Origin of the sequence: Pseudarthrobacter sp. LMD1-1-1.1 (assembly GCF_040676255.1) — a bacterium.
Lineage (GTDB): Bacteria > Actinomycetota > Actinomycetes > Actinomycetales > Micrococcaceae > Arthrobacter.
The window spans coordinates 46,894-63,533 of the sequence record NZ_JBEGHP010000023.1; the positions used below are offsets into that span (position 1 = coordinate 46,894).

The following is a 16,640-nucleotide window of genomic DNA, read 5'->3' on the forward strand; positions in this document are numbered from 1 at the left end:
GAACATCATGCACGCAAAGTCACATGGACGGGGGCCTCACACGACGATGGTGACGGTGCCCGCGTCGCCGTCCACGCTCACCTTCTGTCCACCGGCCAGCCGCTGCGTCGCCACCCCCGTGCCCAGGACGGCCGGGATGCCGTACTCGCGGGCCACGATGGAGCTGTGGCTCAGCGGGCCGCCCACATCGGTGACCACAGCGGAGGCCATCGCGAACAACGGCGTCCAGGCCGGAGTGGTCATGCGTGCCACCAGCACTTCGCCGGGCTGCATCAGGCTGAAGTCCTCGGGACCGCGCAGCACGCGGGCAGGCGCAGTCACCCGGCCGGAACTCGCACCCGCGCCCTTGATCACGTCGCCGGACTGGCGCTGCGATCCCGCCGGCATCATCGAGCCGAAGGCCTTCTCCATCCACGCTTTTTGCGGCAGCATCTGCGGGGCTTCGGCCTTCGCCTGGCCGCGCCACAGTATCCTGCGTTCCTCGACGGCGGCCGCCCGGACCGGCCGCGACGCACCGGCCAGGGCCACGCCCGGCTCCACGTCCGCCAGCCCAAACTCCACCGCACTCTGAAGTTCCTGGAAGCGCAGCCAGAACACGTCGTCGGGGGCGGCGATGACACCCGACCGCACCAGGCGCCGGCCGAGTTCCCGCAGTATCCGCCGCAGCAGCGGCCACGCGAGTCCGACGTCGGCCAGCGCGTCCTCGCGGACCGGCGCTGTCTCCTGCGCCCATTTCAGCACCCGGAGGAACAGGGCCCGGCGCCGCGGGCCCAGGCGCGAAGCCACCTCCCGGGTCAGTGCCTCCCGCCGCTCGGTCAGGAGCCGCTGCCGCTCATGCGGGTCGGTTCCCTGCCCGCGCAGGTAGAACTTCACCGTTTCCAGCTGCGCGGACGGGTTGTCCGCCGGCACCGGGGTGGCGAAGTCCAGGTTGTAGACCGCGTGCCCGTAGAGGTCCAGATGTTCCTGGAAGGTGAACCGCCATTCCTGCCACAACACGTCCTCCACGCCCTCCGGCGCGGAACCTGTCCGCAGGCACTCGGCGAGTTCCGGCGTCGGCCGCTCCAGCAACGCCTTCACCAGCGAAGGATCGCTGCGCGCCCAGCCCGCGAGGTCGTACAGGGACTTTTCCGCCCGGATGGGCTCGCTGTCAAAGCCCAGCAGGAACTCCTGGGCCGGGGGATCGCCTTCGCGCCGGACAGCCTTGTAGCAGGCCCGGAAGGACAGTTCGCTCATGTCGGCCATCGGAATGATGGACTGCACGGCGGTGTAGTACACGGTTCCCGCGTCCAGGAGGGCCCGCACGCCCGCCAGCAGCTCCTCTCCCGAAAGCTCCGTTGGTGGCTTCGCTGACCAGTCCTTGATGATGCGTTCGTAGCGCGGATGCGAGTAGTCGCGCCAGCCCGCGACGCCCATATGCGCCTTGCCGCCGAACAGTGCCCCCATGGCCGGCACCGTCCTGCCCGTCATCCGCAGCATGGGCCAGGTGCGGTAGTAGTAATAGGCGTAGCCGTTGACGGTGGGGAAGCGGACGTCGCCCTCGCGGAGGGAGCCCGGCCCCAGCGCCTGGTTCATCAGGGCGGACAGCGAGCGGGACACCGAGCCGTCGACGAGGTCGGCGAAAAGCGGGGTGAGCGGTTCCGGCATCTGCTCCACGATGCTCGCCCGGAAGTAGAGGCCCTTGGGGTAGGGGACAGGCCATTCCGTGGGGACGTCCGCCGCGGGTTCGGGCAGCGCGGTGATGGGCCGGGACTGGAGCAGGAAGAACGTGCCGTCCGCCCTGGCCCACTCGATGTCCTGCGGGGCCCCGAAGTGGTCAGCGATCCGCTGTCCGTGGGCGGCGAGCTCGGCCGCCGCGGCATCGTCCAGGACCGGCGCACGACGGCGGTCTTCCGCCACCTTTTCCTCAGCCGTCCCGTCCTCCGTCAAGACCGTCATGACCTCCTTGTCGGCTGTCTGCCGCGTGAGGACTGTGCCCGTGTGGGCGTCCACGGTCAGGTCGTCGGTGGTGACCTGACCGCTGACCACGGCCTCGCCCAGGCCCCACGCGGCGCTGATCACCGTCTGGTCGCGGCGGCCGTTCGCGGGGTTGGCCGTGAACATCACCCCGGCTGCCTCGGCCTCCACCATCTGCTGGATTACGACGGCGAGACGCACCTGGCCGGGCAGCACGCCTTCGCGGGCACGGTAGGCCATGGCGCGCGCCGTCCAGAGGGAGGCCCAGCAGTTGATGACGGCCTTGGCCAGGGCGTCCAGGCCGCGGATGTTGAGGTAGCTTTCCTGCTGCCCGGCGAAACTGGCGGAGGCGAGGTCCTCGGCCGTGGCGGAGGAGCGGACCGACACGGCGGTGTCCCCGCCGCCGAGGCGTTCATACGCTGACTCAAGTTCGGCCTGGATGGCGGCAGGCATGGAGCCTTTGCGGAACAGGGTCCGGATCAGCGCCGACGCATGCTCATACTCCTGCGGCGACGCATCAGGTGGCAGAGCGGCCAACTCCTGAATGGCCGCCCCGAGGTTGTTCCCGGCGGTGAAATCAGCGTACGCGGCGGTGGTGAGGACCACCCCCGGCGGGACCGGCAGCCCGGCCCGGATGAGGCCGCCCAGGCCCACGGCCTTTCCACCCGCCCCGGCGATGTCGCTCCGGTCCACGTCGCCCAGGTCCATCACGTAGGTCATGACGATGCCCCCTTACTGTCGATCGCCGTCGGCCGTTTCCAAAGCACTGCCGCCAGGACCGCAACCCATAGCAGGAACGCCCCGATGCTGATGCGCTCGCCGACGCCCAAGACGAGGTTCGGTCCCGGTGCTGCCATGAACGCGACCATACCCATGAGGGCTGACAGTGCGAGCGAGACGATCGAGTAGGCGCGCATCCGGCCGTGGAATCCTGCCTCGACAAAGCACATGGCGGCGACCATAAGGCCGAGCTGCACGTTGGTGGCCACGATGTGCGCCGGGATGGACGTGTCGTCGCCGAGGCGCAGCGGGAAAAGTGCGCCCATGATGTTCCAGAGCCCGTAGGCGGTGAGCAGACCGGCGCCGATGCGCAGGGCCCTGTGCCCGCGGACCGAGGTCCAGACGCCCAGTCCGAACGCGGTGAACAGGACCGTGTAGAGCCAGGTGAGCGGGGCCACGACCTGGTAGCCGGGGGAGCCGACGGCCAACAGTTCGCTCACCATCTGTTCGGTGCGCCGGTAGCCGGCCCATTGGGACGCCGCAATGCCGTCGGTGAACACCACGTAGAGCAGTGATGACAGCGGCCCGGCCGCGAGGAGGGCGATGCGCAGGGTTTCCTTGCCGCGGCTTTCGAACGGCACAGCCGGTCTTTGTCCGGGGAGTCGTCCTCCTGCAATTGACATCTTGGAATGTCCTCAGAGCCCGCACTCCAGCAACCGGTAGGCGCAGGGCACGCGGGCGGAAGCCTGGACGCCTACCTGTTCCAGCGTCTGCCCAGCGCGGATGCATGCCTAGGGCCGAACGGCCTTGGGGGCTGCGGTAGGGCAGGAACGCTGACCCCTATTCCTGTTATTGGGTATCCGGGAATCTTGACTGCACCGGCCCCCGGGAATACGTTCCGCCTTATCGGCGCCGGTCCCGGTAAACCACGGAATGAGGCGCCGGCGGACAGGCCAGGAGGAAAGACCATGCCGAAGTATCTGTTTGAAGCAACGTACGTGGGCCAGGGCATCAAGGGGCTCATGCAGGAAGGCGGTACCGCGCGGCGTGACGCCCTGACGGAAGCCCTGAAGTCTGTGGGAGGCACGCTGGAAAGCTTCTACTACGCCTTTGGGTACTACGACGTCCTGGGCGTTTTTGAGATTCCGGACGATGCCAGCGCCGCAGCGCTGTCACTGCTGATCAATTCGTCGGGGACCGTCAACGTCCGGCTGAAGCCGCTCCTTACCGTGGAGGACCTCGACGCGGCCGCCAAGAAGACCCCGTCCTACCGGGCGCCGGGACAGTAGGGGAGTGACGCGCCTGGGCCGGCGGGCCGCCGTCGGAAATTACGACGGCGGCCTGCCGGTCCAATGGGAAAACTGTCGCTCAATTTTTCGACAATAATGCAGCCAGATAACCGCAGGTACTTTCCACAACAGGAACGCGGACGTATTCTGGGTCTCCCCCTGCCGTATGAAGCACGGCATCACTCCACTCCCACTCTCAATGCGCATCTCTTGCGTTACTTGTTTCCATTTTTTAGCGGCCAAAGACGGCTGCCGAGTACACGGAGAATCAGATGAAATTCACAAAGGCTCATATTTTTGCGCCATCTGCCATGATTGTTGCCGCACTGCTCACCATGTCACCATCAGCAGTTGCTGCACCCCCGGAAAAAGGGCCGGCACCCGGCGACTTCTCCGCGGATTTGCTCGCCGGAGAAGCATGCCCGGACTTTCCCCTGCGCGTCGAAGCGTCCGGCTCGAACGTAACTGTCAGGACCTTTTACGACAGGCAAGGCGATCCCGTTCGCATCCTGCAGGCGGGGAGGGGGTACACCCTGACCTACACGAACCTCGACACAGGTGAGTCCTTGACAATAAGGCCCACTGGTTCCAACCGGACCATCGTGGACAATGGCGACACCTTGACCATCACAGAAACGGGAACTGCCGGGATCATTCTCTTTCCTTCAGACACGCCCAAAGGCCCCAGCAGCACACAGTTCTATGGCCGCATTGTCTACACCGTCGTCGACGACGGCTCATTCACTCTGACGTCCCTAAAAACGTCCGGGACCAGCATCGATATTTGTGCCAGACTCGCATAAAAGGAAGCCGTAAAACGGACCAAAAGCGCTCTACTTGATTAACGGAAAGAGGAGACCCGCCCGCAGGTAGATTCGGTCATTCGTGGCTGGCGGGCCGCCGTCGGAATTTACGACGGCGGCCTGCCGCTGCTTGGGCGGGTTACTGCGGACACTGCCTGGCGGCGAGAAGCGCGAGATCGTAGATCAGCTGCTGGACTTCGCGCTCGCGGCCGCTGACCCTGGGGACCGGCGTCTGGGTGGGTGCGGGTCCGTTGCGAGGCGGCGCAGGAACGGGCCGGTGGGCTGCGGGCAGACCAGTTGGGCTGGCGGGCTCAACGTTGCCGGCCCTGTCAGCGATATTGCCTGTAGATGCGTCCGTAGTGAGCAAGATTGTCCCCCTGGTCGAGCTTGTGAACACCCTAGGAAGCAGCAACCGGCATTCGGTAGGGCTTTTGTCCATTGAGGGGATTTATTGTCCCAATCTTGAGCGAAAACCCGTCCTTGGGCCTCACCACGCCACAGTTCCGGCGGCCCCGTCCACGGTGACGCTCTGGCCGTCGCGCAGCCGCTCGGTGGCGTCCGCAACACCCACCACAGCGGGGATGCCATACTCGCGGGCCACCACCGCGCCGTGCGAAATGACCCCGCCCATCTCCATCACCAGGGCACCCGCCGTCATGAACAGCGGGGTCCAGCCGGGATCAGTGGAGGGGGCCACCAGGATTTCCCCGGGCTCAATATGGGCACCCACAGGATCCAGGACCACCCTGACCTTCCCGGTGGCAGTGCCGGCGGACGCAGGAGTTCCCGTGAGGCGGTCCGCGGCGGGGCCCGGCTGCGCGGCGGAGGCTGCCGTCATGGCAGCCTCGACGTCCGTGCCGTCCGAGAGTAGAAGGCGCGGGACGTGGCGGCGCCGCAGCTCGACGTCGTACATCTGCCGGCGGTCAGCCACCAGTTTCCTGACGTCCGCCCCGCGAAGGGCCACGCGCAGTTCGTCGAAATCGAGGAAGAAGACGTCGCCGGGATGGGCAATGGAGCCGGTCTTCGCCAGTTCGTCGCCGATGGCGTCGAGCTGCCGGTGCATTTCCGCCAACACCAGCACGATGTAGAACTTGGGCAGTTCCCGCAGCCCGGAGAGCTGCCGCACCCGACGCAGGGACAGCGCAACCAGTCGTCCCCGGAGCCGGCTCCTGGCCGCCGCCCGTCCCACGAGCTCCTGCACGCGGTCATCCGCGTGTTGGGCGGCGCGGGCAAACTGGCGGTCCGGGGCCTGCTCCGGATCCTCCACGCGGAGATAGTTGGAGATGATCCCCAACAGGTGGTCCGGTTCCTCGGCCCAGCGCGGCATCCCCAGGTCGATTTCCGCCACGGCACCGTGGCCGTACCTGGCCAGGAACCCACGCAGGCTTTCCTGTGCAATCCCCGGCAGGGTGCCCGCCCGGTAGCGCCGGGCAAGCTGGTCCGGCCGCTGCTCCATCAACGCCTTCCGTGCCTCCGGATCCTTGCCAATGTCCGCCGCTACGCGCCACAGTTCCAGGTCCATCTCGGTGGTCACGTTGTGCGGCAGCCCGCGCAGCACTGCCTCCAGCTCGCGCGGCTTCGCGATCCCGCGCAGAAGCCTGCGGGCGGCGGCCAGCATCACGTAGCCCGCGGAGGGGGCCGGCAGGGAGGACTTGATGATCCCGTCAACCGTGCTGCCCAGGATGCCCTCCGCGTGCTGCAGCCGCTGCGCTGCCGTGGCCGGTCCGGGCAGTTGCAGCAGGGTTTCCAACTGGTCCTGGTATCCCCGTGCCCGGCGCAGTTCCGCCTCGGGCCGCAGCACTGCCCGGGCCATGGCCGGGAAAAGGGCCACAACCGTCCACAGGCTGCTGATTCCGGCGTTCGCGGTCGCCTTCGCTGCCGGCGTCCTGCCGCGGCGGCGCTTCCTGGCCCGCTGGCCGGGCGCGGACCGGACAACGCTGAAGCGGGGGTCGTCCAGCAGCGCGGGAAACACCGCCGCGGACCTTCCGTCCGCCAAGGGCAGCATCCGCAACAGCCACTGGCGGCCGTACGTGTTCCGGATCGCGGGCGTCAGGTCCACGTACAGCCGCAGCCCCGGGGACGCGTATTTCCAGGGCCCCTTGGTGTTCCTCATGATGCCCAGGACGGACAGCCCCATGGGGGTGATGGGGCGGGTCAGCCCCTGCAGGAGGGTGGCGCACAGGTAGGCACGGGCCTGCCCGTCAGCGGCGGGGCCGGCCCCGGCTGGTGCTTCCTCGGGCAGCGGATACAGCGTGGTGATGGGCCGCGACTGGGTGAGCCAGGCCGTGCCGCCGGCGTCGATCACCCACTCCACGTCCTGGGGCGCACCAAGCAGCCGATGGGCCGCGTCGCCGAGGGAGGCCAGTTCCCGGAGCTGTGCGTCCGTCAAGCCGGACGCACGGACCTGCGGTGCCTGCAGGATCCGGCCCGATGCCGTCTCCACCCTGAAATGGTCCGGATTCACCGCGCCGGACACCACCGCCTGCCCCGGCCCGTGGCCGGCATCGATGACGGTTTCCGTCCGTGTGCCGGTCACCGGGTTGCCGGTAAACAGCACGCCCGCTGCAGCGGCGTCCACCATGCGTTGAACCACGACGGCGAGACCCACCTCCCGCTGGCTGATCCCGTTGGTTGCGCGGTAGGCTGCCGCCCGGTCGGTCCAGAGCGAGGCCCAGCAGCGACGGACGGCCTGGACGACGGCGTCAGCACCGGCCACGTCCATGAAGGAGTCCTGCTGCCCGGCGAAGCTGGCAAAGGGCAGGTCTTCGGCGGTGGCGGACGAACGCACTGCCACCGGGCCGCCGCCCATCGCGGCGTACGCGTCACGGATTGCGGTCTCGACGCCTGGCGGTACCGGCGCTGCCGCCATGGCCCCGCGGGCCTGGCCAGCGAGCTGGTTCCGGTCTTCGTCGGGAAGGCCGCGCCCGCCGTCGTACCCTGTTTTCGTGTCGGTGCCGGCGGCCCCGTCCAGCCGGGCGGCGATGGCGTCCATGTCCTTGGGAGCGGCCTCCCGGTAGGCGGCGGTGGTCAGGCAAAAGCCCGGCGGAACGGGAAAGCCCGCCGCGGCAAGCCGGCCCAGGTTGATCGCCTTCCCGCCCGCGGTGGCCAGCGACGCTGACGCCACGTCGGCAAGCTCGATGACCAGTCCCGTGCCGTCGCCGCCCCGGTCCGGACCGGGAGTCAGGGAAGCCATATCCGGCTGCTAGGCGTTGCCTGCACCTTGCCCGGTGTCCTCCCACAGGACATCCAGGTTGTGGAAGATGACGGGCCCATCGCACAGCGCGGCCATCCGGGCAGCGAACTCGGACGTCTCCGGCCGGCCGGAATTCTCCATGGCCGAGTCAAAGGAATCGAAGTCCACGATGGTGAAGTAGTGCCCCGGATGGTCCCGGTCAGCTGTGGCCACGATATGGCGGAAGGTGGGCGCAGTGGTTCCCTCGGTTCGGGAGGGGCGGCCCAGCTCTTCGATCTCCTTGATGCGGGAGGACGTGAACTCGATGATCTGCACAAACCCGGCCATGATGGCTCCTCGACGGCGGTGGACGCTGATGCGGATCACGGTAAGCCCGGCGGCGGCCTGCGCACAGGGGGAAAAATACCCTACTTTGGCCCGCTGAAAGCGCGCAGCATGGCAGATCAATCAGCCAGCGACGGGGAGCGGCGGGCCCCGGACAGGGGACCCGCCGCTGCCCGTCAGCGGTTGGCGCCCAGTGCCGCCCAGGCCTTGGTCCGGCGTTCGGCAAGATCCCTGCGGGCAGCCAGCGCATCAGCCAGGCTGACAGCGGCAAACCGGGTCGCCGTTCCCGGCGCAGCCCGGGCCACCAGGTCCATGTCCGCGCTGATCACGGTGCCCACCATCGCGTAGCCGCCGCCGGAGACGGCATCGCGGTGCAGGATGATCGGCTGGGTGCCACCGGGAATCTGGATGGATCCCACGGCATACCCCGCGTCCACGATGTTGGAAGGGTCCGAGCCGGCGCCGAACGGCTGTTCGCGCTCCTTCCATTTCACCCCCGGTCCGGAGTAGCGAAGACCCATCCGGTCAGCCACGGGAGTCACTTTCCACTCCTCGTTGAGGAGATTGCCCAGGCCTTCCTCGGTCAGGCGGTGGTCGTACAACCCCAGCACGATCCGGACTTCCTGCTCCTTGGCGAAAACAGGCCGGAACTCATCCGGGACGCTTTCGGCCTGGGGGAGCCTACCCCCGTTGAGGGGAGCGCCCACGGGGACAACGTCGCCCGCCTCGAGCTTGCGGCCCTTGAATCCGCCGATAGCACCCAGGCTGTACGTGGACCTGCTGCCCAGCACCTCCGGGACGTCAATGCCGCCCTGGACCGCGATGTAGTAGCGGGTGCCGCCCTGGATGACGCCGAAGGAAAGCTGGTCCCCGGCCTTCAGCAGCAGGCGGCTCCACTGCGGCCGCGGCTCCCCGTTGACCTTGACCTCCACAGGGGCGCCGGTGACGGCGATGACGGCATCGCTGTCCGTGGTCAGGACCGGGCCCAGATAGGTGCACTCAAGGACCGCTTCCCGTGCCGTGTTTCCCACCAGGGCGTTTCCCAGCTCGGCGGAGTACTGGTCCATGGAACCGCTTTGCGGGATCCCCACGTTGTAGTGGCCCGTGCGCCCCTGGTCCTGGACCGTGGTGGCCAGGCCGGGGTTTCCAATTTCAAATGCCATTGAGGACCTCCATGAGTTCACGGTTGTAGCCTTCCGGGTCGGCCAGCGCCCTGGACAGCTCGAACGTCACCGGCGCCTGCCGGTAACGGAAGGTGCCGGCGGTGATCTCCGCCTGGATGGCGTTGTATTCCGCCTCCGTGACCGGCTTGAACTTCACGATGTCCCCGGGGCGGAAGAACACCATGAACTCCTTGAAGTCCGCCAGGGCCTGCTCGGGGTCGAAAATGGGGGCAGCGGCCACGCCGAACATCTGGTACCCGCCGGCACCCCGGACGGAATAGATGCAGCCGAAGCATCCGCCGTGCCCCACCGTCAGCTTGGGGGTGTCGGTCCGCGGGCTCAGGTACTTGGGGACCTCCAGCTGCTTCTTGCGGTCCACCAGCTGGAACAGGAACGGCAGCCCGGCCACGAAGCCCACCATGGACACCAGCCACGGCTGTTCGTGGTGCCGCTGGATGAACTCCGCGGCGTCCTTGAGATGGTTGACCTTGGCCGCGTAGTCGATGTCGCTGCCTTCGGGCTCCTGGTGGAACCCTTCCCGGAACCGCTCTGCCACTTCCGCGGTGAACGGGTCCTCGTACCAGACCGGGACTTCGACGATCCGGGTCTCCAGTGCGCGTTCCTGGTGGGACGTCAGGTCCCGCTCGATGTCGCGCACAGCCGTTTCCAGCTGTTCCGGAGGCAGGACGTCGGGGTCGAAGCGCACCAGCAAGGATGCGTTGGCCGGGCAGATGTCCACGATTCCCGGGAGCCCGGCGTCGGAGAGCCTGCCGGCGATGGACATGACCTTGAAGTTCGCGGGCAGGCTCATCGCTTCGGAGACTTCCACGAACAGGAATTCGTCCCCGCCCCAGGTGTAGCGCGCACCCGGGAGGACGGCGGCTTCGGTGGTCATTTTGCCCCCATGAGGTCGGCTGCGGTTTCAATGAACTTGGAGTGGTGGCTGACCTCGGCGAATTCAGGCCGCGCCAGCAGCGCCAGGTGGACGGGGACAGTGGTCTTGACCCCTTCAATGTGTGTTGCCCCCAAAGCCGCCAGGGTGGCCGCGATGGCGGCATCCCGGTCCGGGGCGTGGACGGCCAGCTTGGCCAGAAGGGAATCGTAGTAGGGGCTCACCACGGAGCCTGCTTCCACCCCGGTGTCCACCCGGATCCCCTCACCCGAGGGCCAGTCCAGGGACCGGATGGTTCCCGGGCTGGGGAAGAAGTGGTGGCTGGGGTCTTCCGCGTTGATGCGGCATTCGATGGCGTGGCCGCTGAAATGCACGTCGTCCTGGGAAATGGACATGGATCCGGTGGAGGCTATCAGGAGCTGCTCGCGGACCAGGTCCACGCCGGTGATCTGCTCGGTGATGGGGTGCTCCACCTGGATGCGGGTATTCATCTCAATAAACGCGGCCTCGTGGTTGACGGGGTCGTACAGGAACTCCACGGTACCCGCTCCGTGGTAGCCGCACTGGCGGGCAAGGGCCACGGAGGACTCCCTGATGGTGGCACGGACGGCGTCAGGGAGGTTGGGGGCGGGGGCTTCCTCCAGCACCTTCTGGGATCGGCGCTGCATGGAACAGTCGCGGTCGCCGAGGTGGATGAAGTTGGTCCCGTCGCCAAGGACCTGCACCTCAACGTGCCGGGCGTGCTCCACGAACCGTTCCAGGTAGACGGTGGGGTCGCCGAAGACGGATGCGGCCTCGCCCCTGGCCATCTCGATGGTTTCCAGGAGCCCGCTTTCGTCGTGCACGAACCGGATGCCCCTGCCGCCGCCGCCGGCGGAAGCCTTCACCACCAGCGGGTACCCGATGGCACGCGCAATGTCGACGGCGTCGACCTCCGGATCCAGGGGGCCGTCAGACCCCTTGAGCACCGGGACACCGGCGTTGGCTGCCGCCTCCCGGGCCAGGGACTTGTTGCCCATCATGGCGATGGTGTCCGCGTTGGGGCCCACCCAGGTGAGGCCGGCGTCCGCCACCTTCCGGGCGAAGACGGCGTTCTCCGAGAGGAAACCGTAGCCCGGGTGCACGGCGTCGCACCCCTGCTCGAGGGCCGCGGCCACCAGGGCGTCCTGGTTCAGGTAGCTGGCGGTTGCCTGGGCCGGCCCCACCACCACGTAGTGGTCCGCTGTCCTGGCTGCCAGTGATTCCGCGTCGGGCTCGCTGACCCCCAGGACGGTTTCGATGCCCATGTCGCGGGCGGTCCGGGCGATCCGCACGGCGATCTCGCCGCGGTTTGCGATGAACAGTTTCATGGGCTGCCTTTATCCTTCCCGGATGACGACGATGGAGTCGCCCGGGTTGACCATGTCGCCTTCGTTGACTTCAAAGGATTCCAGGGTCCCGGCGACGTCGGACTGGATCTCGGTGAACTGCTTCATGATTTCCACGATGCCGATGGTCTGGCCGACTTCGATGGTGTCGCCTTCGTTGGCGAACGGGGGTTTGCCCGGCCCGGGCTTGCGGTAGAAGACGCCGGGAAGGGGTGAAACGATCGTGGCCATGTGCTGCTCGCTTTCAGGAGTGGGTGGATCGGGATGAGTCGAGTGCCTTGCGCACGGCGGAGGCGACGGCGACGGCGTTGGGTGCATCCGAGTGGACGCAGATGCTCTGGAAGGCGATGTTCAGGGGAGTGCCGTCGACGGCGGCCACGGGCTCGCCTGCCACCGCCCGGCTGACGCGTTCCGCGGCGGCGTCCGGGTCGGTGGGTGCGGGCCGTCGCTGGATGAGGAGCTCCCCGCCGGGGCCGTAGTTGAGGTCCACATAGAGCTCCGCAACGAAGTCCACGCCCATGGCGCGGCACACGGATTCATGGGCGGTCCCGGCCAGGCCGTAGAACGGGACACCGAACTGTTTGGCTGTTCCGGCGGCCGCCTGCATGAGGTCTTCGTCGCCGGCGAGCATGCCGTAGAGCGCGCCGTGGGGTTTGATGTGGTTCAGGGACATCCCGTTCTTGGCCAGGAAGGCGGTCAGCGCCCCGGTCTGGTACAGGATGATGGACTCGACCTCCTCGGGGGTGAGCACCATGCGGCGGCGGCCGAACCCCATGGGATCGGGGAGCCCGGGATGGGCGCCCACGGCCACGCCGTGTTCGGCGGCAAGGGCCACCGTCCGGTTCATGACGTCCGGGTCCCCGGCGTGGTAGCCGCAGGCCACGTTGGCGACGTCGATGATTTCCATGAGTGCGGCGTCGTTGCCGAACTCGTGCAGGCCGAAACCTTCACCCATGTCCGAATTCAGGAGCACCTGGGCAGGCGTGGTTTGCGTCACGTTTTTTTGCATGCAGGCAACGGTACAGAGGCGGGGACCCGGCCGGAATTGGGCGGATCGCTGAATGTGGCCACGCGGATTATGCTTTTTGCACTAACCAGGAGGGCCTGCCATGCGTGTTGCCGATCTCGCCGCGGATTCCGCGCTGAACATCCGCCTTGCCGTGCCGGGAAGTCCGGGACGCCTGGCCCGGCCCATCGCCTGGTGCGCCCCCACGGAGCACATGGACCCCACGCCCTTCCTCAGCGTCAACGCGCTGCTGCTCACCAATGGGATGGGCCTGAACGTCAAGGACTACCGGATCTGGGATGCCTACGTGGAGCGGCTGATGTCCGTGCCCGTCTCGGGTCTGGTCTTCGGCCTGGGCGCAGCGCACCGGGAACTGCCGCCGGGGCTGGTGAAGGCCTGCGAAGCGCATGGCCTTCCGCTGCTTGAACTGCCTCCGGAGGTGCCGTTCATCCAGGTGATGCGGCACGTGGATCAACTTATCGCCGCCGAACGCTATGCCGAGCTGCGCGCGGGGTGGGACCTGGCGGATGAGTGCACCAGGCTGGCGGCGGGCGGCCACTCGTTGGCGCAGGTCCTGGAACGGGTGGCCACCACCATCCGGGCGCGGGTGGCGGTCCTGGACCACAACGGGTTTGAACTCATGGCGGCAGGTACGGCCGGGGGCGGGACGGCCCGGACCATCCTGAGCCTGCCCAGCGGCGGAATCCTCCGGTTCAGGCTGGCTATCGAGGGAATCAAGAGCAGCCTGGTGCTGCAGCCGCTGCTGGGGCCGGTGGCTGCGGTGATTGCCATGCAGCTGAGCTACACCCTGGGGTCCCGGTCGCCCCTGCATTCGCGGGAAGCTGCCCGGTTGATCGAGGCGCTCTACGAGGCCCGGGGGACTCCGGCGCCGGCCCTGCGGCGCTACGCGGCGGAGGCCGGGTTCGAGCCGGACAGGGAGTGGGGAGTCGTGCTGATCGGCGGTGCGGGGGAGGTTGCGCCGGCCAAGCTGCGGACCATCGCCTGGCGGGTGCGGGTGGGCCTGCAGGCTGAATTCGGGACCGTGCGGTTCATGGAGGAGGCCGGCCTGACGACGGTGCTGGTGCAGCGCGGGGAAGCGGGGATGGAGCTCATGGAAGCCGTCCAAAAGTCCTTCCAGGACGCGCCGGAACTGTCCGCCGTCGTCTCCGGGTGCGGGAACCTGGACGAACTGCCGCTGGTGCTCCAGCTGGCCCGCCGCCGTGTGGGCGAGCCGGGGCTCCATCAGGCGCCGGTCGCTGACCTGGCCGGCGTGGTGGAAGGCCTGCCCGGCGCCGGGCTGGTGGCCATGTCCCGGCGCCTCCTGGCCCCGTTGATGTCCGACGGCGGCACGGCCTTGCGCGAAACGCTTGAGGCATATTTGCGGTACAGCGGGAATACCCGTGAAACCTGCAGGGAGCTCTTCATCCACCGCAACACCCTGACGTACAGGTTGCGCAAGATCGAGGAGCTTCTCCGGGTTGACCTGGATGACGGCGAAGTGCGGGCCACCTGCCTGCTGGCACTGCGGATCGTCGCCGCCGGAACCTAGTTGGCGGCCATCTCGGCGGGCGCCCTGGCGGCGCTGCTTTCGCGGACGAACAAGGTGGGTTCCAGCTGTACGGGTTCGGGTTTTTCGCCCCTGAGTACGGCCTGGATGAGCTGCACCGCCGTCCGTCCAATGTCCGCCATGGGGGAGTGGACCGAGGTCAGCGGAATGGGAAGTTCGGCGGCCAGGGAGGTGTCGTTGTAGCCCACCACCGCCACGTCCTGTCCTACGGTGAGGCCGTGGGAGCGCAGGGCTCCCATCGCGCCGATGGCGGCGAAATCGTTGACCGCGAAGATTGCGGTGGGGCGCGGCCTGCCGCTGGCGAGGATCTTGTCCCCGGCTTCCCGGCCGCCGGCGGTATCGAATTTGGACCACACGACGTCGTCGTCGGAGATGGTGCCGCCCAGGGACCGCCAGCGGTCCAGGAACCCGGCGGTGCGGTCGACGGCGGTGCTTGCGTAGGGCTCGCCGGCAATGACCGCCACCTGCCGGTGGCCCATTTCCCAGAGGTGGCTGGCCACGAGTTCGCCGCCCACGACGTCGTCGCAGGTAGCGGACGGGTAGCCCGTCACCCGGCGGTTCATCAGGACGAACGGGACCTTCCGGTCCGTCAGCTCCTGCAGGAGGCCGCCGTCAAGATGGGCGTCGCCAATGATCAGGCCGTCCACCCGCCGGGCCAGCATGAGGTCGATCTTCCGCCGTTGTTCGTCCGGGTCATCGCGGGAGTTCATCACGAACGCGGAGTAGCCCACCTCGGCCGACGCCTCGTCGATGCCCTCGTACATGATGGCCAGGACCAGGTCCGAAAGCCGGGGGACGATGACCCCCAGCAGCTTGGTCCGCCGGGTGCGAAGGCTGGCGGCCTGCGGGTCGGGGGAGTAGCCCAGCTTGCGGGCCAGTTCACGGACGCGCTCGGCGGTGGCCGCCGAGGCCGCTCCCTTGGCCACGTCGGAACCGGAATGCAGGACCCTGGAGACAGTGGACGGATGGACGCCCAGCTCCCGAGCCAAATCCTTCAGCGTGACCGTCCGGCCGCCGTCGGCCTTTTCTTTCATGTCCCTCTCCTGCCCACCGGGGCCACTGTAGCCCAGGTCTGCCCGGGCTGCCCGGAAGGGCGCCAAGGTAACCCTTGACGTGACCCGCTTCACATCCTATAGTCGTTCATCAGCGCTACCCAAACGTTTGGGTAGACCACCCTAAAACTTCCCCCGGCGCCCCCACCCCCAGGCGCCGCCCCCCGTTTCCATGCATCTCCTCTTCTTCGCGGAAGGTCACCCAATCGATTGGGTTGCGGACCGTGCAGCAAACCACCGGAGCTGAAATGACTGTTACCGACTCCCACATCGTGCTGCTGGCTACTGGAGGCACCATCTCGTCGCGTTCTTCCCAGGCCGGCGGCGCGGTTGCCTCCGATACGGGCGAGCAGGTGTTCAAAGCCCTCGGCCCGCGTGTGTCACACCCCGTCCGGGTGCTGGACGTGTTCCAGAAGGGGTCCTACCTCCTGACGTTCGACGACATGCTGAGGATCTGCGCCACTATCCAGGACGTCCTCAAGGACCCCAACGTCCTGGGCGTGGTGGTCACCCACGGCACGGACACCATGGAGGAGACCGCCTACCTCGCGGACCTGACGCACACGGACGAGCGGCCGGTGGTGTTCACCGGCTCGCAGCGTGCGGCTGACTCTGACGCTCCCGACGGGCCGGACAACCTGGCCCGGGCCATCGCCGTCGCCGGTTCCAAGGACGGGCGGGGCAAGGGGGTGATGGTCCACTTTGCGGGCACCATTTTCCCGGCGGCCGGCGTCCGGAAAAGCCAAACTCTTCGGCTGAATGCCTTTGCGAACCCCGATTTTGGGGTACTTGGCCAGGTATCAGCCCAGGGAGAAGTTGCCATGGACGGCAGCGGCGGCAGGCTCGAGGCCCTGCCCCTGCCCCAGCCGGGCGGCGGCTCCCCGCGGGTGGACCTGGTTGCCGCCTACCCCGGTGCCGACTCCACCCTGATGCACGCCGCCCTTGAAGCAGGAGCGGAAGGCATCGTCCTGCAAGGAACCGGAAGCGGCAATGCAAACGCCAGCCTCTGCGCAGAGGTGGCCGCCGCCGTCGCGTCCGGCGCCGTGGTGGTCACCAGCACCCGCGTGGACGCGGGACCGGTGGTGCCCATCTACGGGGCCGGCGGCGGTGGCGAGGACCTGCGCGTTGCAGGCGCCATCAGCTCCGGCCACCTCCGGCCGTCACAGTCGCTGATCCTGCTCAGCCTCCTGCTCAGGATCAATCCTGACCGGGACCGGATCACCGAAATTTTTGCCCAACGAGGGAGGCCCCCTGAACCTTCCGCCTGACACCCAGAACACTCCGGTTTTGAACGAATTGAAAGGAAAATCT

The 16,640-nt window shown here is 67.6% G+C and carries 14 protein-coding genes; 4 read left to right on the top strand and 10 right to left on the bottom strand.

The window, feature by feature from the left end; genetic code table 11:
• Nucleotides 1–36: 36 nt before the first annotated feature.
• On the bottom strand, nucleotides 37–2,673 hold the full coding sequence (locus MRBLMD1_RS13850) for a PEP/pyruvate-binding domain-containing protein (RefSeq protein ID WP_364400568.1): 2,637 nt from the start codon (nucleotides 2,671–2,673) through the stop codon (nucleotides 37–39).
• A complete protein-coding gene (locus MRBLMD1_RS13855) occupies nucleotides 2,670–3,314 on the bottom strand; it encodes a DUF998 domain-containing protein (protein WP_364400571.1) in 645 nt (214 codons plus the stop codon). Before MRBLMD1_RS13855 ends, MRBLMD1_RS13850 begins: the two co-directional genes overlap by 4 nt.
• A gap of 327 nt (nucleotides 3,315–3,641) precedes the next feature.
• Between MRBLMD1_RS13855 and MRBLMD1_RS13860 the strand changes: the two genes are divergently transcribed.
• Nucleotides 3,642–3,962 (top strand): GYD domain-containing protein, encoded by a 321-nt coding sequence (locus MRBLMD1_RS13860; RefSeq protein WP_159632709.1) that lies wholly within the window; start codon nucleotides 3,642–3,644, stop codon nucleotides 3,960–3,962.
• A 272-nt stretch (nucleotides 3,963–4,234) separates the two neighbouring features.
• The gene (locus MRBLMD1_RS13865; RefSeq protein ID WP_224025279.1) at nucleotides 4,235–4,765 is read left to right on the top strand and encodes a hypothetical protein; all 531 of its coding nucleotides are present in this window, start codon (nucleotides 4,235–4,237) and stop codon (nucleotides 4,763–4,765) included.
• 487 nt (nucleotides 4,766–5,252) lie between these two features.
• On the opposite strand, the gene MRBLMD1_RS13870 is transcribed toward MRBLMD1_RS13865, so the two are convergent.
• From MRBLMD1_RS13870 to pxpA, 7 genes are all read right to left on the bottom strand, one after another.
• The gene (locus MRBLMD1_RS13870) at nucleotides 5,253–7,958 is read right to left on the bottom strand and encodes a PEP/pyruvate-binding domain-containing protein (RefSeq protein WP_364400575.1); all 2,706 of its coding nucleotides are present in this window, start codon (nucleotides 7,956–7,958) and stop codon (nucleotides 5,253–5,255) included.
• A 9-nt stretch (nucleotides 7,959–7,967) separates the two neighbouring features.
• Nucleotides 7,968–8,285: a hypothetical protein gene (locus MRBLMD1_RS13875; RefSeq protein ID WP_364400578.1), complete on the bottom strand. Its 318-nt coding sequence runs from the start codon at nucleotides 8,283–8,285 to the stop codon at nucleotides 7,968–7,970.
• 173 nt (nucleotides 8,286–8,458) lie between these two features.
• Nucleotides 8,459–9,445, bottom strand: a complete 987-nt coding sequence (locus MRBLMD1_RS13880; protein WP_364400581.1) for a biotin-dependent carboxyltransferase family protein — start codon at nucleotides 9,443–9,445, stop codon at nucleotides 8,459–8,461.
• Nucleotides 9,435–10,340 carry a 5-oxoprolinase subunit B family protein gene (locus MRBLMD1_RS13885; protein WP_364400583.1) on the bottom strand — a complete coding sequence of 302 codons (906 nt, stop codon included), beginning with the start codon at nucleotides 10,338–10,340 and terminating at the stop codon, nucleotides 9,435–9,437. The genes MRBLMD1_RS13880 and MRBLMD1_RS13885 overlap by 11 nt, the downstream gene beginning before the upstream one ends.
• Entirely contained in the window at nucleotides 10,337–11,686 is a 1,350-nt protein-coding gene (locus MRBLMD1_RS13890; RefSeq protein ID WP_364400586.1) for an acetyl-CoA carboxylase biotin carboxylase subunit, read from the bottom strand. The genes MRBLMD1_RS13885 and MRBLMD1_RS13890 overlap by 4 nt, the downstream gene beginning before the upstream one ends.
• Before the next feature lie 9 nt (nucleotides 11,687–11,695).
• Nucleotides 11,696–11,935 (bottom strand): acetyl-CoA carboxylase, encoded by a 240-nt coding sequence (locus MRBLMD1_RS13895; RefSeq protein WP_018770516.1) that lies wholly within the window; start codon nucleotides 11,933–11,935, stop codon nucleotides 11,696–11,698.
• 13 nt (nucleotides 11,936–11,948) lie between these two features.
• On the bottom strand, nucleotides 11,949–12,701 hold the full coding sequence (pxpA, locus tag MRBLMD1_RS13900) for a 5-oxoprolinase subunit PxpA (protein ID WP_364400589.1): 753 nt from the start codon (nucleotides 12,699–12,701) through the stop codon (nucleotides 11,949–11,951).
• A 112-nt stretch (nucleotides 12,702–12,813) separates the two neighbouring features.
• Here pxpA and MRBLMD1_RS13905 point away from each other — a divergent pair, with 112 nt between their 5' ends.
• Nucleotides 12,814–14,259, top strand: coding sequence for a PucR family transcriptional regulator (locus MRBLMD1_RS13905; protein ID WP_159632703.1), 1,446 nt, complete (start codon nucleotides 12,814–12,816; stop codon nucleotides 14,257–14,259).
• Here the strand turns inward: MRBLMD1_RS13905 and MRBLMD1_RS13910 are convergent.
• On the bottom strand, nucleotides 14,256–15,311 hold the full coding sequence (locus MRBLMD1_RS13910; protein ID WP_159632702.1) for a LacI family DNA-binding transcriptional regulator: 1,056 nt from the start codon (nucleotides 15,309–15,311) through the stop codon (nucleotides 14,256–14,258). The two genes, MRBLMD1_RS13905 and MRBLMD1_RS13910, sit on opposite strands and share 4 nt — an antisense overlap.
• Before the next feature lie 266 nt (nucleotides 15,312–15,577).
• On the opposite strand from MRBLMD1_RS13910, the gene MRBLMD1_RS13915 reads away from it, so the two are divergent.
• Nucleotides 15,578–16,597 carry an asparaginase gene (locus MRBLMD1_RS13915; RefSeq protein ID WP_364400593.1) on the top strand — a complete coding sequence of 340 codons (1,020 nt, stop codon included), beginning with the start codon at nucleotides 15,578–15,580 and terminating at the stop codon, nucleotides 16,595–16,597.
• Nucleotides 16,598–16,640 lie beyond the last annotated feature (43 nt).

Coding starts and splice junctions, on each gene's coding strand:
- MRBLMD1_RS13850 (WP_364400568.1), bottom strand. CDS start 2,673: ATGACCTACGTGATGGACCTGGGCGACGTGGACCGGAGCGACATCGCC.
- MRBLMD1_RS13860 (WP_159632709.1), top strand. CDS start 3,642: ATGCCGAAGTATCTGTTTGAAGCAACGTACGTGGGCCAGGGCATCAAG.
- MRBLMD1_RS13865 (WP_224025279.1), top strand. CDS start 4,235: ATGAAATTCACAAAGGCTCATATTTTTGCGCCATCTGCCATGATTGTT.
- MRBLMD1_RS13870 (WP_364400575.1), bottom strand. CDS start 7,958: ATGGCTTCCCTGACTCCCGGTCCGGACCGGGGCGGCGACGGCACGGGA.
- MRBLMD1_RS13875 (WP_364400578.1), bottom strand. CDS start 8,285: ATGGCCGGGTTTGTGCAGATCATCGAGTTCACGTCCTCCCGCATCAAG.
- MRBLMD1_RS13880 (WP_364400581.1), bottom strand. CDS start 9,445: ATGGCATTTGAAATTGGAAACCCCGGCCTGGCCACCACGGTCCAGGAC.
- MRBLMD1_RS13885 (WP_364400583.1), bottom strand. CDS start 10,340: ATGACCACCGAAGCCGCCGTCCTCCCGGGTGCGCGCTACACCTGGGGC.
- MRBLMD1_RS13890 (WP_364400586.1), bottom strand. CDS start 11,686: ATGAAACTGTTCATCGCAAACCGCGGCGAGATCGCCGTGCGGATCGCC.
- MRBLMD1_RS13895 (WP_018770516.1), bottom strand. CDS start 11,935: ATGGCCACGATCGTTTCACCCCTTCCCGGCGTCTTCTACCGCAAGCCC.
- MRBLMD1_RS13905 (WP_159632703.1), top strand. CDS start 12,814: ATGCGTGTTGCCGATCTCGCCGCGGATTCCGCGCTGAACATCCGCCTT.
- MRBLMD1_RS13910 (WP_159632702.1), bottom strand. CDS start 15,311: ATGAAAGAAAAGGCCGACGGCGGCCGGACGGTCACGCTGAAGGATTTG.
- MRBLMD1_RS13915 (WP_364400593.1), top strand. CDS start 15,578: ATGACTGTTACCGACTCCCACATCGTGCTGCTGGCTACTGGAGGCACC.